Annotated in this window: 23 protein-coding genes and 2 tRNA genes; 14 read left to right on the plus strand and 11 right to left on the minus strand. The window is 36.7% G+C overall.

From position 1 onward, the window contains the following. Positions 1 to 29 precede the first annotated feature (29 nt). Positions 30 to 2675: a CHAT domain-containing protein gene (locus IPH66_09260; GenBank protein ID MBK7129533.1), complete on the minus strand. Its 2646-nt coding sequence runs from the start codon at positions 2673 to 2675 to the stop codon at positions 30 to 32. A 116-nt stretch (positions 2676 to 2791) separates the two neighbouring features. Continuing rightward, positions 2792 to 3265 (minus strand): C40 family peptidase, encoded by a 474-nt coding sequence (locus tag IPH66_09265; GenBank protein ID MBK7129534.1) that lies wholly within the window; start codon positions 3263 to 3265, stop codon positions 2792 to 2794. Positions 3266 to 3538: 273 nt separating this feature from the next. On the opposite strand from IPH66_09265, the gene IPH66_09270 reads away from it, so the two are divergent. Beyond that, positions 3539 to 4048 carry an efflux RND transporter permease subunit gene (locus IPH66_09270; GenBank protein ID MBK7129535.1) on the plus strand — a complete coding sequence of 170 codons (510 nt, stop codon included), beginning with the start codon at positions 3539 to 3541 and terminating at the stop codon, positions 4046 to 4048. 8 nt (positions 4049 to 4056) lie between these two features. Here IPH66_09270 and IPH66_09275 read toward each other — a convergent pair whose 3' ends face one another. Further along, positions 4057 to 4437, minus strand: coding sequence for a RidA family protein (locus tag IPH66_09275; GenBank protein ID MBK7129536.1), 381 nt, complete (start codon positions 4435 to 4437; stop codon positions 4057 to 4059). 220 nt (positions 4438 to 4657) lie between these two features. On the opposite strand from IPH66_09275, the gene IPH66_09280 reads away from it, so the two are divergent. The 4 genes from IPH66_09280 to IPH66_09295 all read left to right on the plus strand — a co-directional run bounded on the left by IPH66_09280 (position 4658) and on the right by IPH66_09295 (position 8128). Next, positions 4658 to 5230: an aminodeoxychorismate/anthranilate synthase component II gene (locus IPH66_09280; GenBank protein ID MBK7129537.1), complete on the plus strand. Its 573-nt coding sequence runs from the start codon at positions 4658 to 4660 to the stop codon at positions 5228 to 5230. 39 nt (positions 5231 to 5269) lie between these two features. Beyond that, positions 5270 to 5974, plus strand: a complete 705-nt coding sequence (locus tag IPH66_09285) for an outer membrane beta-barrel protein (protein MBK7129538.1) — start codon at positions 5270 to 5272, stop codon at positions 5972 to 5974. Beyond that, positions 5971 to 7545, plus strand: coding sequence for an FAD-binding protein (locus IPH66_09290; GenBank protein ID MBK7129539.1), 1575 nt, complete (start codon positions 5971 to 5973; stop codon positions 7543 to 7545). Before IPH66_09285 ends, IPH66_09290 begins: the two co-directional genes overlap by 4 nt. A gap of 82 nt (positions 7546 to 7627) precedes the next feature. Beyond that, a complete protein-coding gene (locus IPH66_09295; GenBank protein ID MBK7129540.1) occupies positions 7628 to 8128 on the plus strand; it encodes a hypothetical protein in 501 nt (166 codons plus the stop codon). 40 nt (positions 8129 to 8168) lie between these two features. Here IPH66_09295 and IPH66_09300 read toward each other — a convergent pair whose 3' ends face one another. From IPH66_09300 to IPH66_09315, 4 genes are read right to left on the minus strand one after another with little or no spacing between them, the layout of a single operon-like run. Beyond that, entirely contained in the window at positions 8169 to 8489 is a 321-nt protein-coding gene (locus IPH66_09300) for an antibiotic biosynthesis monooxygenase (GenBank protein ID MBK7129541.1), read from the minus strand. Positions 8490 to 8495: 6 nt separating this feature from the next. Further along, positions 8496 to 8885, minus strand: coding sequence for a hypothetical protein (locus IPH66_09305; GenBank protein ID MBK7129542.1), 390 nt, complete (start codon positions 8883 to 8885; stop codon positions 8496 to 8498). 42 nt (positions 8886 to 8927) lie between these two features. Continuing rightward, positions 8928 to 10400, minus strand: coding sequence for an outer membrane protein transport protein (locus IPH66_09310; GenBank protein MBK7129543.1), 1473 nt, complete (start codon positions 10398 to 10400; stop codon positions 8928 to 8930). Between the two features lie 2 nt (positions 10401 to 10402). Further along, positions 10403 to 11695, minus strand: coding sequence for a hypothetical protein (locus tag IPH66_09315; protein MBK7129544.1), 1293 nt, complete (start codon positions 11693 to 11695; stop codon positions 10403 to 10405). Positions 11696 to 11858: 163 nt separating this feature from the next. On the opposite strand from IPH66_09315, the gene IPH66_09320 reads away from it, so the two are divergent. The 9 genes from IPH66_09320 (at position 11859) to IPH66_09360 (ending at position 19176) form a co-directional block, all read left to right on the plus strand. Continuing rightward, entirely contained in the window at positions 11859 to 13331 is a 1473-nt protein-coding gene (locus IPH66_09320) for a proline--tRNA ligase (GenBank protein ID MBK7129545.1), read from the plus strand. 6 nt (positions 13332 to 13337) lie between these two features. After that, complete coding sequence (locus IPH66_09325) at positions 13338 to 14033, plus strand: hypothetical protein (GenBank protein ID MBK7129546.1); 696 nt, start codon at positions 13338 to 13340, stop codon at positions 14031 to 14033. A gap of 234 nt (positions 14034 to 14267) precedes the next feature. Continuing rightward, positions 14268 to 14339, plus strand: a tRNA-Glu gene (locus IPH66_09330). A 114-nt stretch (positions 14340 to 14453) separates the two neighbouring features. Continuing rightward, a tRNA-Glu gene (locus tag IPH66_09335) sits at positions 14454 to 14525 on the plus strand. A 31-nt stretch (positions 14526 to 14556) separates the two neighbouring features. Further along, positions 14557 to 14808 (plus strand): 30S ribosomal protein S20, encoded by a 252-nt coding sequence (locus tag IPH66_09340; protein ID MBK7129547.1) that lies wholly within the window; start codon positions 14557 to 14559, stop codon positions 14806 to 14808. 71 nt (positions 14809 to 14879) lie between these two features. Beyond that, positions 14880 to 15545: a uracil-DNA glycosylase gene (gene ung, locus IPH66_09345; GenBank protein MBK7129548.1), complete on the plus strand. Its 666-nt coding sequence runs from the start codon at positions 14880 to 14882 to the stop codon at positions 15543 to 15545. 13 nt (positions 15546 to 15558) lie between these two features. After that, positions 15559 to 16593, plus strand: coding sequence for a uroporphyrinogen decarboxylase (gene hemE, locus IPH66_09350; GenBank protein MBK7129549.1), 1035 nt, complete (start codon positions 15559 to 15561; stop codon positions 16591 to 16593). A 12-nt stretch (positions 16594 to 16605) separates the two neighbouring features. Next, positions 16606 to 17745 carry an OmpA family protein gene (locus IPH66_09355; GenBank protein ID MBK7129550.1) on the plus strand — a complete coding sequence of 380 codons (1140 nt, stop codon included), beginning with the start codon at positions 16606 to 16608 and terminating at the stop codon, positions 17743 to 17745. Positions 17746 to 17856: 111 nt separating this feature from the next. After that, on the plus strand, positions 17857 to 19176 hold the full coding sequence (locus IPH66_09360) for an MFS transporter (protein ID MBK7129551.1): 1320 nt from the start codon (positions 17857 to 17859) through the stop codon (positions 19174 to 19176). A gap of 142 nt (positions 19177 to 19318) precedes the next feature. Here the strand turns inward: IPH66_09360 and IPH66_09365 are convergent, their stop codons facing one another. From IPH66_09365 to IPH66_09380, 4 genes are read right to left on the minus strand one after another with little or no spacing between them, the layout of a single operon-like run. Then, the gene (locus IPH66_09365; protein MBK7129552.1) at positions 19319 to 20311 is read right to left on the minus strand and encodes a metallophosphoesterase; all 993 of its coding nucleotides are present in this window, start codon (positions 20309 to 20311) and stop codon (positions 19319 to 19321) included. Positions 20312 to 20352: 41 nt separating this feature from the next. Further along, on the minus strand, positions 20353 to 22779 hold the full coding sequence (locus tag IPH66_09370; GenBank protein ID MBK7129553.1) for a CotH kinase family protein: 2427 nt from the start codon (positions 22777 to 22779) through the stop codon (positions 20353 to 20355). Next, positions 22776 to 24122, minus strand: coding sequence for an O-antigen ligase family protein (locus IPH66_09375; protein MBK7129554.1), 1347 nt, complete (start codon positions 24120 to 24122; stop codon positions 22776 to 22778). The genes IPH66_09370 and IPH66_09375 overlap by 4 nt, the downstream gene beginning before the upstream one ends. After that, complete coding sequence (locus tag IPH66_09380; protein ID MBK7129555.1) at positions 24119 to 25744, minus strand: CotH kinase family protein; 1626 nt, start codon at positions 25742 to 25744, stop codon at positions 24119 to 24121. Before IPH66_09380 ends, IPH66_09375 begins: the two co-directional genes overlap by 4 nt. Positions 25745 to 25747 lie beyond the last annotated feature (3 nt).

The raw sequence follows: 25747 nt of genomic DNA on the forward strand, positions 1-25747 counted from the left end.
GGTTTTTTTTTGGAGAAAAGTTTTTGTTTTCACTGAATCAATACAAAAGCCGCCCAGTAATACGGATCATATTTTTGTTGCATTCCATGTTGAGCGTGCTGAAAAGCGTCAACAATATGATGATGCTTGAATAAATGAGTGTAGAACAGTTCCATAAACACCACAGTTTCGGCATCAGGCACTTGCCATAAACTCATGATAAGGAAATCAGATCCGGCAATTTTAAAGGCACGCTGTAAACCATATACGCCTTCTGTTTCATCAATATCGCCGAGCCCGGTTTCACAAGCTGACAAAACCATGAGCTTATTTTTTCTTAGGTTAAGATTAGAAACTTCAAATGCAGTCAACACGCCATCTGATCCCGCAGAGTCAGTATTTAGCCAACAATCATTGCCATTTGCAAAAACAAGTCCTGATCTCATTAACGGATTTTCATTGACAACAAATTGACCATACGCATGCTGGTAAGATGCGCCCCTAAACTCAGGTTTTTGCTGAGAACTAAGTGAAGTATCTGTTTCGAAATTAACTATCAACGGATAAAAAAATCCATGCGTTGCAATGTGCACCAATTCAAATTCAGGCGCCTCCACCGTGAAATTAGTTTCAGTTGCCCTATCTCCGGAATAATGTTTTGCGCTGATTTTTTTATTATTGGAAAGCTCGGTGATGGTATTAATTTCTGACAACGAACCGGGCAGATAAGCCCAAACTTCTTGTTGTTTATTTTTCCCTATAAATTGGATACCTCCAAACATCAACAAATTATTATGCTTATCAATTTGAGGATTTTTCATATCAGCAATTTGCGCAGTACTGCTAAGTTGTATTAAACTGAATTTAGCAGATAAATATTCCCCGTCAGCCGCGCGCATGGCAGCAAATGAAACCTTATGCAGCAATCCTGCAGGAGAGAAATAAATAGTTTTGATTCCGGTTAGTACTGATTCTATCGGTTGCCAAATAAGTTTATATAAATCAGCTTGCAGCATTTCATCTGTTCCATAAATTGAATTGATGTATTCCAAATTATTTCCGGGATATTTACCTAACACTTCCCCAAGTTCAATACCTGAGCACAAACTAATCAATAATGGTCTATTGCTTCCATTGAGGATTACCAATGCAAAATATCTAATTTCTCCTGCATCCTCATCACTATACCAATCTTTAAACGCAACAAATTCAATGGCGGCCTCACCGGGATTCAATTTGTTCATTACGTCAACAAAGTTGGTGGCGCCTGATGAATAATAATCAGTTCCGTCTAATTCATGCATGGCCATTTTTTTCTCCAATGAGTTGGCTTCTTTTTTTAAAGAATCAATCAATAAAATATTCTTTTGTTCAGCCATCTCCTTTTGAATTGATGTCCAATCAGCGTAATCTTTAATTAAAATACTATCTCCTGATGCTAGAATTCTATTCCTAAATTCAGAAACGGATTTGAGCAAAAATCCTTTATTCATCAATACGGTATTGTAAAAATGAATTGAGGCAGAATCAGTGTATTGATCAAGATGAATAAGTGCAGAAAAATAGAGTTCATAATCGTAGGCTAATGTTTGAAAGTACAATTCTTTCTCAGCCTCGGTGAGTAAATTGAAGTTGATTTCCATTGCCAGGTTATTGATAGCAATCACTTTTTCAAGACGCTGCAAAACTTGGGTAGAATCAGCCATTCTCATATCAACTGAATTACTCAATTTATATGCTTTAACAAGATGATCAGCATAATGTAAATCTTCAGCAAGTTCAAGATGTTGCTCTGCAAAATAATTTGCTGAATCAAGATTTCCGAAATCAACATATATTCTTGTCAAATGACTTAGAGCAGATATCTTGACGTCAGGGGCATTTCCGTCTTTACAAAACAATAACACGTTATTATAACAACTAACTGCTGAATCAATTTTATTGGTAAGTTGATACAATTCACCAAGATTCGTTAAAGTTCCGGTCATGCTGATGGTATCAAAAAGTGTTTCTTGTATAAGCAGCGCTTCTCTGAAATAGACAATGGCCTCATCAAATCTTTTTTGTTTGTTATACATAGCACCGACATTAGAAAGTGATATAGAAACTGTATGCGGATTTCCGTAAATTCTATTGAGTTCAATACTTTTAATCCCAGCCTGAATTGCTGCATCAAGATTTCCCTGTAAATAATAGAGATAGGATATATTGCTGTACGTAATTCCAATATTGGTAGAATCTCCAACTTCAATTGATTTGTTTATACTGGCTTCAAATTTTCTGATACTCTCAGTATAATTGCCAATTCTCAAATAATACAAGCCCAGATTTGAAAGAACAATTGCTTCACCTACTTTGTGACCTATTGACCTATAACAAATCAATGCTTTTTCAGAATAGTATTTGAATAGATCTAATTCACCATTTAACTCCACAATATAAGCCATCCATGCATAAGCTTCAGGTTTAATGGTAGAAAGATTATATTGTTCTGACATTGAAATTGTCTTTTCACACATCAGACGTGAACTATCTGCATCAAAATAGATATATTGCCCTATCAATGTCATATAACATGAGGTGCGCACAGAATCATCCTGAGTCACTTCAATCATTTTCCAAAGAGAATCTCTTATATCTTGTGCTCTGGAAAGAATTGAAAAATTAAATAAAATAACAATCGTGAAAAACCTCATTATCCGTCATTAATGAAGTAAATATAAAGAATGCAAGTGAAAACAGAATAGCTTGTTGCTTCTTAAAAATAATGAAACACTAAAATTGAAAGCAGAATTGCTGAAGTACTTTGTATCTATGAAAGCACATCCACCACTTTCACAAAGCGCTGGGTATAGTATCCATCAGAGAGTTTTGAGATTTTTACTCCGCCTCCGCGATAGGATGATGAGTGAATGAAAATCAAATCTTCTCCTCCATTATCAAAAACGATACCCACATGTCCAATGCTAGAACTTTGAGTGCCTTTGAATAAAATGATATCGCCGGTTTCAGCACATTCCTTTTCTTTTTTCACACCCAAATTACCCATAGCTGCACTAGAATGAGGTAATTTAATTCCGAATTTTTTGAATACATAAAGTACGAATCCTGAACAATCAAAACCATCTGTTGATTCTCCGCCCCACTTGTAGGGAGTTCCAACAAAATTTTCAGCATATACCACAATGCTATCACGCAGGTTATAGCTTACACAAAGTGAATCATTCTCATTGGAAAATCCAATAACCGAGAACAAAGCAATGCATGATGTGAGAAATAATTTCATAGTATAGATATTTCAGTTTGTTGGTGACAGCAATGAGTCGTGGTTCATTTATGCCGGTGCAAAAGTACCTCGTTCATGTGGTGTCACAAAATTTGAGGTGTGAAGAAATGTTAATTGCATTAATTGGTAGGGGCGAATGCGATTCGCTCCATGGTACAACGCCGTTAAATACACCTGATTTAAGATTTCATTCATTTCGAACATGAACTGCCTAAAACTGAAGTTATAGCAATTCAATACGGTTTCTGAATTGGTATTTATTACCTTTGCCTTATGCTTGAGAAAATTCAGAAAATAAATATTCTTCAACGAATTTGGATATTTATTATCGGCACAAAAAAACCAAATCTTTTGACACAAATTTCTGTGGCAATTGCCCTCTGCATCTGGTTCTATTTTTTCTCATGGAACCTGATGAGTTTTTTAAGTATGATTTTGATGGACACGCTTGATCATGCCAACGAACTAGAAATGGCTTTTAACCGTGTTGGCGGCAGGTATCAGTATTTTTTGCATGGCAATATTACCAATTGGATATTGATTCATGCCTTTATTCAGTTGATTCTTTCGGCAACATCACTCGTTGGTTTAATTCTAATCTGGCGACAAATAAAATCAGGATTCCTGCTCTACATTTTTTCTAACGCAGCAATCTACGTGGTCATGTTCTTTGTGATGGGACCAGCCTACATCTGGCATGAAACTTCATTGGTTGATTTTGTGCTTTTACTCATGATTACGCTCTACTTTCTAACCGGTTATTGGTTGTTTTACAGAAAATAGAACAGGACTTATTCAACCACCGCAATCATAGAAATTTCAACATTTACTCCCTTTGGTAAACCGCCAACTTCTACCGTTTCCCGAGCAGGAAAATCTTCATTGAAATAAGAAGCATACACTTCATTCACTGCTTGAAAATCTTTCATACTCTGCAAAAAAATACTGGTCTTCACTACATGACTAAAATCCACGCTTGCTTCTTCTAACAAGGCCTTCAAATTTTTCATCACTTGATGGGTTTCGTTTTGAATGGTATCCATCACCAGCTCTCCTGATTCAGGGTTGATAGCAATTTGTCCTGAGGTATATAAAAAGCCATTCACAAGAACAGCTTGACTATACGGACCAATAGCGCCGGGTGCTTTTTTTGTTGAGATAATTTTTTTCATATTTTTTCTTTCTGTTTTATTTTCAATTATTGATTCAGGTGTAGAGACACAATCCAGAGCAGACATAACAAAAGTACCCGCCACAAACATACTGGAATTTGCCAGAAATTTTCTGCGCGTTATCTTTGAACCGGATTTCTTGTCTTTCATGGAAATTTCCCGAATTCAAAAATAGCAATAATGCATAAACAATAACTTAAAACTTTACCACCACATTCTCATGCGCATTTTGCTTATAGATAACTACGATTCGTTCACCTTTAATTTGGTGCATTACCTTGAAGCCAACAATGCAGAAGTACTAGTAAAAAGAAATGATGAAGATTTTATAGCTCACATTCAATCATCAGATGCAATTGTTATTTCTCCGGGACCTGGTTTACCGAGTGAATCAGGACAATTAATGGAAATTCTTCAACGGGTTATTTCTCATAAACCGGTACTTGGAATCTGTCTTGGATTTCAAGCCATTGTTGAACATTTTGGCGGAACTTTATTCAATCAGAAAAAAGTCAAACATGGTGTATCTGAAAAAATAAATACAGAAAAAAACAGCATACTTTTTCAGAATTTACCTAGTGAAATGTATGTCGGACTTTATCATTCATGGGCAGCTGATGAAAATAATTTTCCATCTGAATTAACGATCACAGCGCGTTCTGAAAACAAGGTCATCATGGCTTTTGAACACAAGTTGTTACCTATTTTTGGCACGCAATTTCATCCGGAATCCATCATGACCGAACACGGAAAAAAAATGATTGCAAATTTTATTCAAACTATCCCCATTTGAAATAATTTTAATCAAGCGGCGTTTACCTGACAACGCGGCATGAAAAAATCCTGTAATATTTTAATACTCGTTCTTCTATCTATTCAGGCAAACAGCCAACGAAATGGGCGTAACTACCCCTATTTTGAATATAAAGATTTTCACTTTGGAACCATGCTGGGTATAACCATTTCAGATTTTAACTACCAACTCAACACGTCCACAAGTTCAAAAAATGGAATTTCTAATATCATCATTGAACAAGGTCCTGGCATGGGTATTCACATTCCGGTTGTATCATGGAATCCTCATCCTGTTTACAATGTGCGTCTGGTGCCATCACTGTCATTTCATGAAACTGCTGTTACCTATCAATACGTTGAAAATGATCAACAGAAATCAAAAACAACAAGAAACGAGCGCACGCTATTAAACTTTCCTTTGCTGATGAAATTCAATACACGTCGTCTGACCAATTTTTCAGCGTATGCCATAACCGGCTTATGTTATAGCTATGATTTGGCAAGTCAAAAAGATGTGGATCCAAAATTAAATGATCCAATTCTTCGTTTGAGAGAGCATGAATTTTCCTATCAAGTTGGCGGCGGATTTGATTTCTATCTCCCCTATTTTAAATTTGGCATTGACATAAAATTATCCAACGGCATAAATGATTTGTTGATACATGACCAAACATTTTTTAGTGATCCGCTGCGCTCATTGCGTTCACAAACCTGGTGGTTTTCTATTACCTTTGAGGGGTGATACAAATTATTGACATTAGCATTCCTTGGCAAGAGATTCAAAATGACCTATTCATACGTGAGCAGGTTTGTTTGCTGCTTAATATTGAGCAGAAAGATATTTCACACATAGAAATCAGAAAACGGTCTTTAGATGCGCGTAAAAAAAATATACGCTACAATTTACGCTGTGAAGTATACGTGAATGAAACGTATGAAGAAATAACATCATGGTTTTTTCCGGCGCCAATTAAATCAAATCATACAATACATATTATTGGTTGCGGTCCTGCCGGATTATTCACCGCCTTGCAAGCTCTTGAACTAGGCATAAAACCAGTGATTTTTGAACGCGGTAAAGATGTGAGATCAAGACGGCGAGATCTCGTAAATATTCATCGTGATCACATGGTAAATCCTGATTCTAATTATTGTTTTGGAGAAGGAGGCGCTGGCACATTCTCTGACGGTAAATTATATACCCGTTCAAAAAAAAGAGGAAACGTTCAGCGTGCGTTGGAATGGTTTGTACATTTTGGTGCTGACAAAGATATTCTGGTAAATGCACATCCGCATATTGGAACTAATCGTTTACCCAAAATAATTCAAGCCATGCGTGAAAAAATAATTGCCTGTGGCGGTGAGGTACATTTTAATTCCAAACTTACTGATATAACTGTTGAGAATAATCAAATTAAAGAGTTTACTATCAATGATGCACAACGCATTCCGTGCTCACATCTTGTTTTAGCAACCGGACATTCAGCCCGTGATATTTTTGAATTATTACATCGTAAACAAATTAAAATTGAAGCAAAACCTTTTGCACTTGGAGTGCGAATTGAACATCCTCAAAAATTGATTGATCATATTCAATATCACGGATTATCAAGTAATGATTTATTGCCACCTGCTGCCTATTCACTCGTTACTCAAATAGATGACATGGGTGTTTATTCATTCTGTATGTGCCCGGGTGGCATTGTTGCACCTTGTGCCACGGCATCTCACGAGGTAGTAACAAATGGATGGTCTCCGTCAAAAAGAAATAATGCATTTGCCAATTCAGGAATTGTTGTTCAAATTGAACCAAAACATCTGTTAAAAAACGCAGTAGATGATCCTTTTATTTGTCTGAATTTTCAGAAAAAGGTTGAATATGATTGTTGGGTAGCATCAGGTAAAACACAAGCCGTGCCTGCCCAACGACTCACTGATTTTATTGAAGAAAAAAAATCAGACACACTTCCTGAATCCAGCTATCAACCTGGAATTGTTTCAGTAAATCTGCATGAAATATTACCCTTGATGATTTCCAAAAGATTAAAAAAAGCCTTCATTGAATGGGGAAAAAAAATGCCGGGATTTATTACCTCTGAAGCAATACTACACGCACCTGAATCACGCACCTCGTCACCAGTTAAAATACCCCGGAGTGAACAGGGTTATGACCACATTGAAATATCGGGTCTTTACCCAATTGGAGAAGGAGCAGGTTATGCCGGCGGAATCATGTCATCAGCCGTAGATGGAATGAATTGCGCAACTTGGATAAATGAAAATAAATTCAAAATAAAGATGGAGCATAGTTAGTCTAAAACTTTTATCAGTTGGTCGATTTTAAGTTGATTGATTCTATTTTGGATTTATCTTTATCAAACTAAACTCATACCCTATGAAATCAAAATTACTCCTTGCAGGTGCACTATTTTTTGTTGTCAACTATTTAGCTGCACAAGTAAATCCACACGCCATTGGACTTCGCCTTAACGGTGACGGAAGAGGAAATGGCGCTGAAATATCTTACCAACATGGTTTTGGTGATGCTAATCGTCTTGAATTAGATTTTGGTGGCAGAAGTCATAAAGATTGGAGACATTTTGGAATTTATGCAGGATATCATTGGGTATGGAATCTCACCGGTGGATTAAACTGGTTTATCGGTCCGGGAGCTGCAATTGGATTTTACGATGGAAAATACAACCACAATGGTTGGGATGATGATGGATTGACTTTAGCAATTGGTGGACAGATTGGATTGGAATATGACTTTAATTCTGCCGGGGCTCCAATTCTACTTGGACTTGATGCTAGACCACTTTGGGAAGTATGGGATTATTGGGAATATAACTCATTTGGTTACGGTGCAGCCTTATCAATCCGCTACACATTCTAAGCAATAATATCGAGAGAGAGGTCAAGAGCCTCTCTTTTTTTTATCCTGCAATAAATTCGTAATCCCTCTCAACTTTGCAAATGCGTACTTTATATAATTGGTACCATTTTTCTTTGCCGAATTTTTGAGCAAGTTGATGTCGCGCATTTTCTTTCCACACTTTGATAGACTCCAAATCTTTCCAGTAAGAAACAGTAATTCCAATTTCAGTTCGGCTTGATTCCATTCCTAAAAAACCATCATAGTGTTGAACCAAATCAAACATCTCTTTACCCATTTCAGCATAACCTTGATCTCCATCAGTACGTGATGAAGTGAAAATTACAGCGTAATACGGTGCTTGCGGAGTTTTAGCAATCATAAATTTTCATTCGATAAAATGTAACATCAATTTTGTGGTGGCAGTTTTTTCTTCTGCATCTTTCAATTCAAAGTGAAGATAATAAACTGATTCAATACCGGTTGGAACAGTTATTGAGACAGAAAAATCAAACGACTTGTCGGAAATATTTTCTTCAAGTTGATATGGAAAATCAGGTGTTAATGTTCCGTCTTCTTCACCAATATATACTTTGTACCAACTGAGATTCTGATCATCTTTAAACGTTGCATCAACCTCTACGCTTGTGCCCATCACATGCTCGGAGTGATTTTCAGGATTGTGTATAATGATCTCCGGATCTTTCCGATCCTTGGTACAAGAAGAAAGCATGACTACAGTGATTACAACAAGGAAAATAGGTTTTGAAAAATGCATATCAGAAAATTTATACCATCAAAGATACAACCTTCTGCTCTATCATTCAAAACGCAAACCTAATGTCACAAGGAATGAAGAATTGTAATGAGTAAAATCAGCACGGCTTCCTGCCATTACCGGATCATACGCGTAATATTGAGTTTTTCTTTGCTGAAGCATAACCGCTGCATCAATATAAAAGATGCCAAAATTATATCCAATGCCTGAAGTAAAAATTCTCACCGGATCACTGGAAATATTTTTTTCAGGTTTAAAAGGTGAACCATACTGGGCATAACCTGCACGTAAATATATCTGGCTTTTCAACCTGATTTCACCTCCCGCTTTATAATTGAATGTTGTGCGGTAGATGTTTTCAATTTGCGCATTCTCAGCAAGAAATAAATACGGCGTCTCAGAAAATTTACTCGTTGATAAAATTGCACCAGAATAGTCAACCATTTCAACATCAAAACCTACCGATGCATTTTTTTTGAAAATATAACCGAATGAAAAATTTGCGCGCAAGGGTGTTTGAACACGGTAACTAAATTTACCTACCGGAATATTTTCATCACTCACATACTTTAATCCACTGTCGGTGTTGGTGTACATAGTTGCAGACCACACGTCAGACAATCTGTATAGCGTTGGACTTTGAACTGAAAAACCTATTCTGAGTTGATCAATTGGCATGTAAATTAATCCAAGTCGCGCACCATATCCGGCACCTTCAATATCTAAATTGTATACATAGCGAATATCCTTTAGCCAGAGCGAGGTGTCTGAAAAAGTTTCACGGTGCTCAAATTGTTCATGATATTTTACACGAGTGATATTGAATGAGCCACCAAGCAATAATTTGTTGTTGTAATTTCCACTGAGCGTGAAGCTATACTCCCCCATTCCACCTTTGCGATTAATGGTACGATGATGTGTGGTTGTACCGGATGTAAAATCTGTGACATACGTGTTATTTATTCCCGGATCCAAGGCATACGTATCATACGCTAAACCGGCATCAAAAGGGAAAGCACTGTAAATATTATCAGGTGAAGTTCCATTCGCCATTTTTATAAATGAATGTAAAATAGATGTGTCCTGCACTCCTTCATAATCAAGAGACTCATGAAAAGATAAGATGCGGTTGTATCCTAATCCCATTTGAACGCCATACCATTTATTGAATTTTTCAGGATCAAGATTATACGCTTTGATATAAGATAGATTTGAAATTTTGTACGTCCCACTAAAAGTTGACGTTTTATTCCCGTAATAATCAGATACTACATAAGGCATTTCAAATGCTTGCGTAAAAGAAAAATTATGTTTTTTAAATCGTCCTAAACCGGCGGGATTTGATGAGACCACGGAATAATCACCGCCAACCGCACTGAATGCTCCGGCCGTGCCTACATTGCGTGCTGAACCTCCAATTAATGTATAAGAATATCGCAACGCATCATCTTCATTTTGCGCACTCACCCATTGCCAAGCCAGCAATGAAATGAATAGTAAACCCAGGCGATTCATAATTATCTTCTGCTTGTTGTTGTAGTGCGTCCGCCTGATCCTGAAGAAGAATTACTTCCGCCTGATGAAGTTGTAGTAGTTGATGTGCGGTGGCCACCATATGAGTTTCCTGACGAATTATTGTCGCGTTGCTGATTGGTATTATAAGTACGTTGCTCAGTTTCTTGACGACTTGTTCCGTTTGTTGAACGATCACTCTCTGCATTCGTATCATCATCTGAAGTATAGGTGTACCTGGTTTGAGTATTGCTTGATGATGAATTTGTTTTTGCCTCTTGTTGTGTGGATTCACCACTATTTCTTGAATTCACTCCCGTTGGATCAAAAGGATTTGTTGCAATCACGCGATCTGAGTTGTCCACCTGATCACTCACGGTATTGGTTGCAGTATTGGCACTTATATCTGACCCTGCATTAATAGTGCCTCCATTTTCTTTTATATTTTTTGCGGGAGATACAACCGGTGTTTCATTATTTACCGGATCTATAAACATATCAGTTGAACTTGTTCCTCCAATATTTCTTCCATATGTGTCTTGATGATCTCCGTTTGACAATTCTACATCATCTGTATTATCGTTATTATTATTATTGCTGTTTTTTACCGTGTGATCATAAGCAGTTGTATTGGGTGATCCGGCAAAATTGTTTCCACGATGACCATAAATCACATTGGATGATGATGTATTACCCGAACCTGATGACCAGTTTTGATTGTTATTGTACCACCATCCTAAATTATTATTTGAGTTACCATAATAACCATAAAAGCCATTGTAATAATTATTATTCCAGTAATAACTGCTCATATAGTATGGGTCACCGTAACTGTAGAAATAACCATTATAAGGATTAAACATCCAGGGGTGATAGCCATGCCAAACACCCAAATGATCAAAATAACCGTAAGGAGAATAATAGCTATTTTGATTTTGCGAATAACCACAATTATTCATATTATAATAGCACGGACAATCATTTGATGAGAAAGGTTGATAAGAACCAAAATAGATGTAATCTGTACCCCATCTGTATTTGAAGGGACTATTGTAATTTCTACGGCAATCACAGTTGTTATCTATATCACCATAGTAGGCAGAATTATTTTGCTGCACCGGTTCATCAATCACCACTTTATGTTCTTTCTCGTTACCTTTTATGTAATCAGCATATCCATTTTGTTCTTCAGCTGTAAACGGATTTTCTGCCTGATCATACACGTCATCATAAACATATTTACCCGCCTGGCAAGATACCAGAAGGATAGCAGGAATCAAATAGTACATTTTTTTCATAACGGTTCGGTTTTTGGGGTCTGGTGATCCGACCGGTTATTACATTTTTTCTTCCTCAATGAATAATCAAAAGTTTAAATGCCCCACTCAACTAAACAGCGCTGAGAAATTTATACCTTTGCTTTTCCATTAACAAAATTTTAACAAAAACCATACCAAAACCATGGCAGAGAAAATTACCAAACGAGAAGCTGATTATTCTGAATGGTACTTAGACATCATCAAAATGGCTGATTTAGCTGAGCATTCAGACGTAAAGGGTTGTATGATTATCAAACCTTACGGCTATGCTATTTGGGAAAAAATGAAAGAAGTGTTGGATAAAAAATTTAAAGAAACAGGACATTCCAATGCCTATTTCCCACTTTTTATTCCAAAATCTTATTTGAGTAAAGAAGCAAGTCACGTTGAAGGCTTTGCAAAAGAATGTGCTGTTGTAACACATTACCGATTAAAGGTTGATGAAAACGGTGGCGGAATAGTTGTTGATCCGGAAGCAAAATTGAGTGAAGAACTTATTGTGCGCCCAACTTCTGAAACCATCATCTGGAGTAGTTATAAAAAATGGATACAATCATATCGTGATTTGCCTATACTGATTAATCAATGGGCAAATGTGGTGAGATGGGAAATGCGCACCAGATTATTTTTACGCACGGCAGAATTTTTATGGCAAGAAGGGCATACCGCTCACGCAACCAAAACTGAAGCAATTCAGGAAACTGAAAAAATGTTAGACGTTTACGCCTCATTCGCTGAAAACTATATGGCAATGCCGGTTATCAAAGGACTTAAAACAGAGAACGAACGTTTTGCAGGCGCTGATGAAACGTATTGTATTGAAGCAATGATGCAAGATGGTAAAGCACTTCAAGCCGGTACCTCACATTTTCTGGGACAAAATTTTGCCAAAGCATTTGATGTAAAATTTGCAGATAAAGAAGGTAAACAAGATTTTGTTTGGGCTACCTCATGGGGTGTTTCAACTCGGTTAATGGGGGCTCTCATCATGACGCATTCAGATGATCAGGGTTTGGTTTTGCCTCCTAAGCTTGCCCCAATTCATGTAGCTATAGTTCCTATCTTCAGAGGGAATGAAGAACTTGAGAAGATTAAAGCAAAATCACAACCATTAATTGATGAACTGAGAGCAAAAGGCTTGACGGTTAAACTAGATGATGACGATCAAAAACGCCCGGGTTGGAAATTCGCTGAATACGAAGTGAAGGGCGTACCTGTTCGCATTGCATTAGGTATGCGTGATTTGGAAAATAATCAAGCGGAAATTGCTCGCAGAGATACGCAAGAAAAAAAGCTAATATCACTGGATGGCTTATCTGATTACATCGTAAAATTACTGGATGAAATTCAGAACAATCTCTTTGAGCGGGCTCTCAAATTCAGAGATGCTTCTATTGAAAAAGTTGATAGTTATGACGATTTCAAAAAGAAAATTGATCAAGGTGGATTCTTCCTCGTTCACTGGGATGGAACAAAAGAAACTGAAGAAAAAATAAAAACAGAAACTAAAGCTACCATTCGTTGTATTCCGCTAGATTCAACAGAAGAAAATGGATTGTGCATGGTTACCGGAAAACCTTCAACACGAAGGGTTATTATGGCAAAAGCGTATTAACATATTATGGCAGAACATTCACGAAAAGAATACCTGATTCAGCTTTTAAAAAGTCGTTCAGTTCTTAAGCAAGATATTTATAAAAATACATTGAATTGGTTTGCTGTATTTAAAGAAGAAGTGCAACATTGCCTGAATTTACTTGCTAAAGAAATTGACGATCCACGGGTTAGACTGCGTTTTGTAGACCGGGGAGAAGCAGAGGCGCACTTGTATATTGGAAGTGACATTTTGATATTTCACATGCACAGCAACGTGTTCAGATTTTCAGAATTTGATTTCGCAACTAAAACTTCATACGTGAAAGAAAATCCTGAGAATGCATTTTGTGGTGTGATTCATATCTATGATTTTCTTGCAGATTCTTATGAATACAGTAGATTAAATGATACTGGTCTTTTGATCGGACGATTATTCATTAACCGTGATAATCATTTTCAACTTGAAGGTAAAGGACAATTAGGTATGTTATATCGTGACTTCATGAATAGTCAATTATCACGTGAAATAATTCAAGATGTCATTTATCACGCTGCCATTCACGCCATTGAATTTGATTTATTAAATCCACCGTACGACTCAATTAACCAAGTGAGCGTGGCCGAACTTCAAACATTGAGCAGCCACTCATTGCTGAAAACCGGCAAAACGTTGGGATTCAAATTCAAATCAGGTTCTGATATCAAGGCTGAAAAAAATTAAGCTTCAATTCTTGCTCTTCTGGCAGAAACTCGTATATTTGCACTCCTTTTTGGCAAAAGTGCCATTGGTTTGTTGCGTGAATTCAAGGTGTAACGCCAGATTCACGTAATCAAATGAGGTAAAAATATTTGCGAAGTTGATGGATTAAAAGTCGCTGTATAACAACTAATAATTCCTTGGTGCGTGAATACTTTTAAATGTATTGCTTTTTTAAACCAAACAAAATTTTAGTTTGGCCCGTTCGTCTAGGGGTTAGGACAGCAGATTTTCATTCTGTAAACAGGGGTTCGATTCCCCTACGGGCTACTATAGAGAGTGAGTGTGAGTGTGAGAGTGAGAGTGAGGGCGGAGAAATAGGGAAGAGAGAATGACTGAATCAAACGAGGTTCAGTGAAGGAGATAAAAAAGTAAATAAAATTTGGCCCGTTCGTCTAGGGGTTAGGACAGCAGATTTTCATTCTGTAAACAGGGGTTCGATTCCCCTACGGGCTACAAGAATAAAAGAACTTAATTAAAGTAGATTATGGCAAATCACAAGTCGGCAATTAAACGCATCCGCGCTAATAATGCAAAAAAACTGGTAAACAGATATCAGCATAAAACTGTGCGTAATGCAGTAAAATCACTCCGTGATACAAAAGATAAAAAGGCAGCCGCTGAAGCACTTCCAAAAGTTAGTGCCATGTTAGATAAACTTGCAAAACGCAACGTTATTCACAAAAACAAAGCTGCAAACCTGAAGTCAAGTTTATCTAAAAGAGTTAATTCTCTCTAGTAATTGACTGATTGAAACTACGCAAGGTCTTTTTCCGGCGAGGAAGAAGGCCTTTTTTTGGTTTATAGAATATGCAAGTCAACATTGAGCCCGGCTGGAAACAGAGATTGTCAGAAGAATTTGAAAAACCTTACTTCAGATTGCTGGTCAATAAAGTGCGTGATGCCTATGAACAACATGATATCTGGCCTAAAGGCTCAAACATCTTCAATGCCTTTGACAAATGCCCATTTGATCAAGTAAAGGTTGTAATTTTAGGTCAAGACCCCTACCCAACCCCGGGTCACGCTCACGGATTATGCTTTTCAGTGCCTGCGAATGTGAGGCCAATTCCTAAATCACTCATAAATATTTTTAAAGAAATTCAGCAAGATATTGGTACCCCGTTTCCTGCAGACGGCAACCTTGAACGCTGGGCAGAACAAGGCGTATTACTTTTAAATGCAACATTAACCGTGCAAGCACACGCTGCTAATTCACACAAAGATTTTGGCTGGGAAAAATTTACAGATGAAGTTATTCATATCATTTCAAGAGACAAGCAAGGCGTAGTATTTCTGCTTTGGGGAGCGCATGCCATTCAAAAGACAAAACTCATTGATGCTAAAAAACATACTATTCTAACTTCTGTACATCCATCACCTTTATCAGCACATCGAGGATTTTTAGGTTGCAAACATTTCAGCAAAACGAATGAAATACTAATTTCGCAACACCAAAAACCAATTATTTGGTAATTATACAAACATGATAAGCTACCAGAATGATATTTTGTTGCGCATGATCAAGGGTGAAAAAACGTCTCGTTTTCCCGTATGGATGATGCGTCAGGCAGGTAGAATATTGCCTGAATACAGAGCTGTGCGTAATGGCTTAAAAGATTTCAAAGAATTGGTTGAAACACCTGAACGCGCTGCTGAAGTAACCATTCAGCCGGTTGATATTTTAGGTGTAGATGCGGCAATCATTTTTTCTGATATTTTGGTTGTGCCTGAAGCAATGGGTTTAACTTATCAGATGCTTGAAAATAAAGGTCCCTGGTTTGAACAAACTATTCGCTCAGAAGAAGATTTGAAATTGATTTCATCATCAATTGATGTGCATGACAGGCTGGGTTATGTTTCGGAGGCAATAAAAATTACGGTAAAAGAATTAGATGGTCGGGTGCCGCTGATTGGATTTGCCGGAGCGCCGTGGACAATTTTCTGTTATATGGTAGAAGGAGAAGGCTCAAAAACCTTTTCAAAATCAAAAAAGGTAATGTTTACTCAGCCGCAACTTGCTCACCAAATGTTGCAGATGATCACAGACGTTACCATAAAATATTTAAAAATGCAAATTGAAGCCGGTGCAGCGGTGGTACAATTATTTGATTCATGGGCCGGAATCCTTGGTCCTGCTGAATATTCAGAGTTTGGAACAAAATATGTAAAGCAAATCTGTGAAGCAATAACTGAGGTACCTGTAACCGTTTTTGCAAAAGGTGCGTATTACGCACGAGCAGAGTTCGCAAAATTGAAATGCAGTACCATTGGTTTAGACTGGAATATGGATGTTGAAGAAAGCAGAAAAATCATTGGGGCAGAAAAAACACTGCAAGGTAATCTTGATCCCTGCGTATTATACGCTGACTTCAAGGTTATTGAAACAAAAACAAAAAACTTGCTAAATTCTTTTGGCAATCAACGGCATATAGCTAATTTAGGGCACGGTGTTTATCCGGATACAAACCCTGAAAAAGTGAAATGTTTTATTGAAACAGTAAAAGGGTTTGCAATTAATTAAAAAAACAAAGTCATGAAAAAAACAGGAATTTTATTACTCGCTCTGAGTCTGGGATGGTTGGTGAAAGCGCAAGACACGGAGAACCTGGTTGAGAATCCGAGTTTCGAAGCCATGGAAGGAAAAATTAAAAAAGGTGGCGCAATTGCCGTGGCTGTAGGCTGGATGTCTCCTACCCTTGCTGCCGCTGATTTATTCTCTTCCAAAGTAAAAGAAGGATTCAGTACCCCGGTTAACGTTATGGGAACTGAAGCCCCGATGGACGGAGATAATTACGTTGGTATCAGAACCTTTAGCTACGGTGATAAAGAACCGCGCAGTTATATTTCTGCAAAGCTTACGGTTCCGTTGACAAAAGATGCGAAGTATTGCGTGACATTTTATGTGAGTTTAGCTGAAGCTTCAAAATACGCATCAAACAATATTGGTCTGAATTTCTCTAAAAAGCAATATAATATTGATGAGAACAAAACCATCATTGCGCCAACACATATCATGCACAAAGACAATCCGGTTTTCAATGCACAGTTTGGATGGGATGAAGTATGTGGAGTTTATGTAGCTGAAGGTGGAGAAAAATTCATCACCATTGGAAACTTCTTTGCTAACGGAGAAACTAAAAACGAGCGCTTAAAAGGCAACAAAGAATTTACCGGCACGCAAGTGGTAAGCTCGTATTACTACGTTGACCACATCGTGATTCGTCGTATTGATGATGAATCAGAATGTGTATGCAAACAAGATGAAAATGAAGTGAAAACTTCTGTAATCTATGAAGAAGCACCAATCAATCCAGAAGGAATGAAAGACAATTTAGTGATGGAATATACCACTGTTTATTTTGGATACGGAGCTTCAGATCTTACCGCAAATGCAAACGCTCAACTGGATGTGATTGTTGGTGTAATGACAAATAATACAACATGTAAAATAAAATTAACCGCACACATGGATTCAGATGAATCAGAAGATACCGATGCAACCGGTATTGACGCAGCACGCGCTGAATCAGTAAAAGCGTATCTTGTCTCTAAAGGTATTGATGGTAATCGTATCAGCATTGAAACCGTTGGATCAACAAAACCAACTGACTCAAGTGCAACTGAAATTGGTCAGGCAAAAAATCGCCGTGTGACATTCACATATATACCATAAGGTTTGAAAGTTTTTAAATAAGGGGAGACTTAGTTCTCCCTTTTTTTATGCACTTTTGTTTAGAACAAGTGAAATGACTTCAAAATATTTTTCTGCACAAGAGAAAATAAAATGATAACAAAAGGAGACAAAAAAATTATACGCGCCTGGACATTTTATGACTGGGCTAACTCTGTTTATCCTCTGGTAATTACAACCGCTATTTTTCCTATTTTTTATGAAACGATTACAGGCGCCGGCCCATTGGGAATAGGTAAAGGACCAAACAGTGATCTCGTAACATTTTTCGGTGCAGAAATAAAAAATTCTGTATTGTATTCATTTGTAGTTGCTGCTTCTCTTCTTGTTGTTTGCATATTATCTCCACTTCTTTCTGGCATTGCTGATTTTTCAGGTAGTAAAAAAAGATTTCTTCAATTTTTTTGTTTGCTTGGATCAGTTGCTTGCGGCACATTGTACTTTTTTAATGCAAATCATTTGGAGTTGAGCATGCTTTCTGTATTTTTTGCAAGCATCGGTTTCTACAACAGCTTAGTTTTTTATAATGCATACTTACCTGATATTGCAGAACCGGCAGACCATGACCGCATTAGTGCACGCGGTTTCTCCATGGGTTATTTTGGAAGTGCAATTCTTCTGATTGCATGTCTTGTTTTATTAAGAGTATTTGAAATAATTAAACCTGCTGACTGCTTTTGGATCACCGGTATCTGGTGGTTAGGCTTTGCGCAACTAACATTTTTGAAATTACCGGCACCATCTCAAAAAGCTAAAATTACTGGAAAAATTTTAGGCAATGGATTTCGTGAATTGCTCAAGGTTGGTCATTTTGTGCGAAAAACTAGTCGCCTAAAAAGATTTCTTGTTTCATTTTTTCTGTTCAGCATGGGAGTTCAAACACTCATGTTAATGGCGGTTCTTTTTGCAAAAAAAGAAGTTTTTAAAGATGGCGATACCTCAGGACTAATTATTGCAGTTCTTCTCATTCAGTTCATTGCTATTCCGGGTGCATTGGTATTTAGCAAGGCTTCATCAAAATTTGGAAATCTCACTACCCTAGGAATTGCATTGGTCATTTGGGTTTTCTGTTGCACCTTTGCTTACTTTTTTGTTTATGATACTTTCAATTTTTACATTCTTGCATCTATTGTGGGATTTGTAATGGGCGGCACACAATCATTGTCAAGATCAACCTATTCAAAATTTTTACCTGAAACAGAAGACACCGCATCGTTCTTCTCATTTTATGATATCACCGAAAAAATGGGGATGGTTTTTGGTATGGTAATATTTGGATATGTTGAGGCAAGTTCAGGGGACATGCGCATGTCGGTACTTGCCCTTATCACATTTTTTGTGATGGGATTTATTGCACTGCTCTTTGTTCCCAAATTAGAAAATAAATCATTTGAAGAAACTCAAAAACATTAAATCCAACATATTTCAAGCGGTAAATAATATTGCCAGAATCAATACTTTTATTAAACCGTAAATCAACTTCGTCGCATCCATAACACCTCGTATTAAGTTCAACACTATGACCTGAACTTGTGGCGAAGGTTTAAAAATCAAATCAGCGATTTCTTATTCTGCGCAACAGCCAGATACTTCCTATAATCAGTAAGGCAAAGGTCGTGCCATACCAAAAATATCTTGAGAGAAAAGTATTTTTAATATAAAGAGGAATCAACCGGTAATTGAAGGGCTCTTCAGCCGAAGTTTGTTTCCAAAATGAAAGATCGTATGAAGAAAGATCATTCACATTTTGCATAGTAAGTGACTTGGTCTCAAAGCGCACCCCATCTTCACTCACATGAACCAAAAGTAGTGCATCACGCAACATAGCCCTGATTGCCGTTGCAATATAGGTAATGTCAGATTTCTGATCTTCAAAATAAAAAAATGAAGCCGGTGCATCACCTAAAGAACCGGCAAACCAATATACCTTAGTTGATGAGCTGATAGATAGTAAAAGAGGAAGTACTTCATCAGCAAAATTTGTCTTTGTTATAGATTGTGTGTTGTCTGCAAATAATCCTTCCATTTCAGGATAGTGATCTTTCCAAATAGTTCTATGAGCGTAGAAAAAAACTTCACGATACTTATTCTCCTTAATTTCTTCACATGTCGTTCTCAAAAATTCTAATTGTTCATCTGAAATATCACCGTCATTCAATTCAGTATCTAATATTACATGTAGCGAATTTTCAATTTGAAATTTATAGAACGTCTCACCGTAATTTTGCTGATAAATATTATCAGTCAAATCATGGTTTCCAACGGCATTATACAAAGGTATTTGAAGTGTTTTAAAAAGAGACATTTCATACTTTGGAATATCGTTTTTGATATCCATAAATAAATCACCAAGGCAAACCATAAAATCAGCATTTGATTCATGATTTATCCAGGATATATTTGCAAGGAGCGTATTTGCCGGATACCCGGATTTATTTGTTCCGTCACCATAAAAATGACCACTGACAATGAAGGTATAATTCCCGGTTGAATCAATAGAAGGGCTAAGCTTATTGAAAGGGGACACCTTGTTGCTAAAACACAACATGCTTTGCAAAAAGATACAGCATACTATGCACATCCATTTTATCATGGTCTCTTTTCAAGGATTGAAATATTACTCACTTCACTTCTGTATAGCAGGTATGTTGACTCACCCGGCAAATTATTTTTATCGTCAAGCAGAAAACCGATTCTTGCAGCAGATACAACACCACCCATCAAGGTCATATCAGAAGCATGATTCAGTACACCAATATAATCCTTACCTGAAAAATTTGAATTCCATGATCTCAAACTTGATGAATAATTTAACACAGCGCACACTGAAAAATTGGAGATATCACACCCAATTAAATCAATATCTGAGCCATTGGATTCTATGAATTGGTTACCGTTTTTAAAAAATGACTTACGCAATCTCACTAATGATTGTTCAAAATAGCCAAGCGAAGCCACTTTGCCACCTCCGCACTCATCAAAGTGTATTACAGATAATTTAGTTGACATGAAATTATTTTGCACATCACCAAAACTGCATTGCGTAAAATAAATTTCCGCCTCCGTTGCACTCAAGAAATTTTCTACTTCAAAAAATGAAACATTTGAGCAGATTAAATCACCATCCTGCAATAAAATTTTTGGCTTGGAATTTTTATCTTTTGGATTGATGGCTTCTGATGCATTTACCTCAATATTGCCGTCTTCTTCACTACTGCCTCTGAACTCAATTCTACCAGACGAAACAATACTCCCCTGCTCACCAAAATTCACTCTCTGCCCGGGAAAAAAAACTAATACATCTTGCGAATCTGCAAAAACCAGAGTTTGATCAATACTGATTTCCTCTGTATTAAAAAACCAGATAGAATCATGAAAATTTATTAATTCCGGATGTTGAATCATTGATGTTTGATCCAAATTACTTTCTGTATGATTGTTCACCTCTTCATCAAACTTCTTGGATGCGGGTAAGTCAGATACTTCTGTTTCAAAAATCCAACTGCTACCCGGAATTCTAGCTTTTAACACCAGGTTTTTTAATTTCAAATCAGGATGATTGAATGAGATATAAAAATAATGTGCGTAGGTATTTCTCGCCTTGGCAGGTAAAATAAAGGGTTGTGCGATTTGAATTTCATGTTTACCATTCACTACCAGAGAGAGAATTTCAATTGGAAAATCACTCACCGGACTAAGTTGAATTGCAATAGCAGAATCAGTTTTGGTTTCAATAAAAGCATGAAAAGGTTTTGGCAATTGCAAATTCTGTCTGATCAAATCTATATTTTCAAAATACGGAACGAAGGAGAATTTTTTGTAAGGATATTCCTTGGCGATAATTCCATTTTTTTGATCAAGTTCAGCTTGAATACTGACGATAAAATTGTTGAAATATTTTTCATCTGCGATTCGCTCCAACTCTTTTATATAGGCTTCAAAAAATAGTGGATCAGCAAACAACTGATCGTGATAATTGAAGCCGGGAGCGTCGTATACATCAGGGATACGCTGCCCACAAACTGATTCCGTTTTTCTAACAGAGAAACTTTCATAACCCACCGGTTCAATTTTGTCCGTTTTTGAATTGTAGAAAAATTTAACATCACTCCAATCAAGCGAATGATGTCCTCCCACCAAATCAATAATAGCATGAAATCGTGCCATCAAGGTAATGTCAAACACGTCAGATGTTTTCTTTTCACCTCTTCTGAATGCCTCAAGCAATGCTGCACCACGCATATAGGTATTGAGTAAAACAGAATCATCTTCTACCGTACCTTTCTCATAAGGTTCAACAAAAGATGAGCTATAATTAGAATATTGTTCATTGAGATAAGTGCCTTGTAATTCATCAATTCTCCATTCCCAATAAAGATTCGGATTCCATCTTAAAATTGCTCCCGAAGGACGATCATTATGATCAAGCACATGTTGCCCGAAGTGTTCTTCAATGGCGTAGATACCCAAATCTTTATCATTGAGCTGTAGATGGATAAAATCATAGTTCAGGTGAATGATTCCTTCTTGTTTGAGTAATTGATGATATACCCATTCGTAAGCGTAATTTCTGGTTCCGGGTTCTTGCAACGAAAAACGACGCATACCTAGCACTGGTTTTTTATCTGTTTTCACGCGGAAAGACCATTTATCCCCTTCAAGGTGATCGGTCATATGACCTTTTAATCTTAATTCGGCTTTAACAGTATCGCCATTTTGAATGATTTTACATGGCACGTAATTATCTTCACCATCGTTGATTTGTATACCCCGTTCAATTGCTTTATCTCGTCTCTTTTTCAGAAAATCATAGTCATCATCACTGAGTAAAATTTTCATTTCCACCGGCTCAACTTTAGAAGCAAGATTTTTATTGTGACGATAAACAGTAATAAAATCACCCAAGCCATCAAATCCATAACTCTGCACAAATTTATGCGCCACAAAGGCAGCCACGCAAGCCAGTAAGAGGATTGCGATGATTAGGCGTTTAAGGAGTTTAGATTTATTGATCATGCCATTGCCATATTATTTTGTTCTACTGGTTGTACCTCTTTCACACAGTCTCTAAGTTTGCTTTCAAAAATAGTGAGAATGGTAAGAAATAATAATGTGAATGGATTCAAGGAAGCAACCATCCATGATTCATAAGAGACGTTGAAAAAAATCGAAGTTGCAAAAGCAATGACAACATAAGAAAATTTCATGCGACTGAATACGATACCTATGAATGAAATGAAATACAACACTACACCAATGATACCAGAATCAAACCACATTGATAGATAAGAATTGTGTACGCCGCCGTTGTGACCTAACTTTTCAAGCCAATAATAATTTGGGCGCATCACATTTTCATCGTGGCCAAAGCCACCGCCAATAAAAAAGTTATGTTGAACAATTTCACCATAAGCAAACATCCATGCAATTTTACGACCTGACCCTTCTTCTATCGTATCCACCCTGAAATAATCTTGCAAATTGAAGAACTCAATTGTATTCAGAAAAAAGTCAAAGAAAACTTCTTCTAATGAAATGAATGTGAGAATAAAAATGATACCTACAAACCAATTAATTTTAACTGCGCGATAAACAATATAGAAAAGCAAAATACTCATCATACCATTTCGCGTACCACACCAAAAGAGAGAAAAAAGTAAAATAAAAATGATGTAAACTCGTTCTTTTCTGGTGAAAACAGCTAGTTTAAATTCTTCAATAATTACCCAAAGTATAAAGGTTAAGTATAGAAAAATTCCAAGTCCATTTGGATTACCCAGTACTCCCTTAAAACGACCATCAGACATCAAACCGATTTGAGGAGCGGCAAATCCCAAAACAACTCCAATAGTCAACATACCAATGATGAAAGTCAAAAAAGCTGTCCAGAAATATTCACCTTCATCACGGTGTAATTTTGCTACATATACCGGAATGGTAAAATACATTAGCAAATAGGAAATTGTTTTTTGAATACCCACATCAATTTTGAGAGAATAGTTGAGACTGTAGATCACCACTAAGAAGAAAGGAATGAAGTATAAAAATATCCGAGGAATAGGTGCAAAACTTCTCCAATCACGTAAGTAAAATAGAAACAAAATTAACGGAACCAATGCTTTGAGATCTTTTGCGAATTGCAGGTCATCATAGGTAGCATCTTTTACCGGAACATAATCTGACAACATGAGCAACCACAATGAAGTGATCAACAATTCAAAATAGCGTTTCCTTATTCCAAATAACAGCATGAATATTGGAAACATTGGATAAATAATAGGACCACCCCACACGCCGGATACATACATGATGGCAAGAATCATGATAAACTGAAAATGCTGTTTGTAGGCTATTATCATAGTAATTCAGCAACTTGTTTCAGGTAAACCTCACCCCTCTTCAAAAGAAAATTTAAATTTTTCTCACAATTATTTTCCCATTCTTCAACATGTTGAATCATTCTCCATCTTCTGCAATGTCTATCCATTTCATTTGCGTAAAGTGATTGCATGATTGCATAGGTTGATTGAATATATTCTGAATTGAAAATTGTTTGAATTTTATTCTCACAATTTTGCTTGAAGCTTTTATTAAAATCAGGTTGTTTAATCAGAAAATTAAATAAATCTGAAATTGCACCTGAAGTGTTTTTCAATTTATCAAAAAGATTGGATTCTACTGCGCCATCTCCTAAATAGGCAAGCCCATAATCAAGATCGTTCAAAATCCATTTCCACTTTTTTTCACCGGCTTTGTACCACATGCAGTTATTATATGGCCAATCAGAATTTGCATAAAATGTTTCAAAGAATATATAATCGCTGAATGAATTCAAATCTATCTGTTCTGAAAGTTCATTATAAAGTTCATCATGCCGGTTAAATCCATTCTGATTAATTTTTTCAATCAGCATTTTAAAATCTTCATGAACTGCCTCATCACCATCTTTCAATTGAATTGAACCACCTTCTAAAATAGTCACCTCTTCAGGTTTCACATCTTCTTTTTCTGCAATCAAAAATTCATCAATGCGCTCACGCATATTATAAATTCCCCAGTAATTGCCATTCAAATAAACTACTACCGGTATTCCTTGTTGCGTAGTCAAGTTTGACTCTGCTGCAAATTTCTGCATTAACAAATCGGCAAACAAGGTTTTATTGTTGTCATTTCCGCTGTTGCGCAACGTTAGGGATGAATATTTTTTAACGCCGTATTTACCAAAAAAGGGATATTCAAAAATCGCTGAACCGTCAGTGCGTGTGGCAATCAATTGCATTGATTTTTGCGGAAATCCACGGGTGGCATTACCACTTATTTTCATGGAACCATTTTGCTCAAACACAAGCGAACCCTGATTGAAATATTGTATTGTTGCATCACGTTCCCACGCATTTCCTCTATTTTGAAAATTTGCCGACCTATTCCACCAATTAACATAAAACCCTTCTTCATTCCAAGCTGATTGACCAAAAACAAAAATCCCCTTTTCATCACTAAACAAATCATCATGCCTTGATGAGAGACAAATAACCGGCATGTCATGTGCTGTAACATCAAAATAAGATAAAACCTTTTCGTTTGTGGCAACTTTTTTATCCGTTGATTCAGCTTTCAAGACAATACTTAATGCTTGAGGAAAATCACCGGTAGCTCGCTTCCAATGATAAGAAGTTGGCAAGAGTAAATTGTCTTTATTTTTCAATTTTTTAAAATCAATTACCTGATCTGCCTTCACAAAATGATCACCCCCATCAAGAGAATAATACATTACCATTCCGGGATGCAAATTCCAAATTGAAGCTTCAGTATCAAATTGCCCTTGTTGTGGAATATCAACAATATTTTCTAAAGCCACATATCGGATAATACTTGGTTTTTGATTCTCACCGAGCCCAATCACTTTAGTGCCAAATGCAAGAAATAGAAATGCATTACACAAAACCAGAAAAACAAAAAATATGTCAATTCTGAATCGCACGAT

This window comes from Crocinitomicaceae bacterium, from assembly GCA_016708105.1.
Taxonomy (GTDB): domain Bacteria; phylum Bacteroidota; class Bacteroidia; order Flavobacteriales_D; family Crocinitomicaceae; genus JADJGJ01.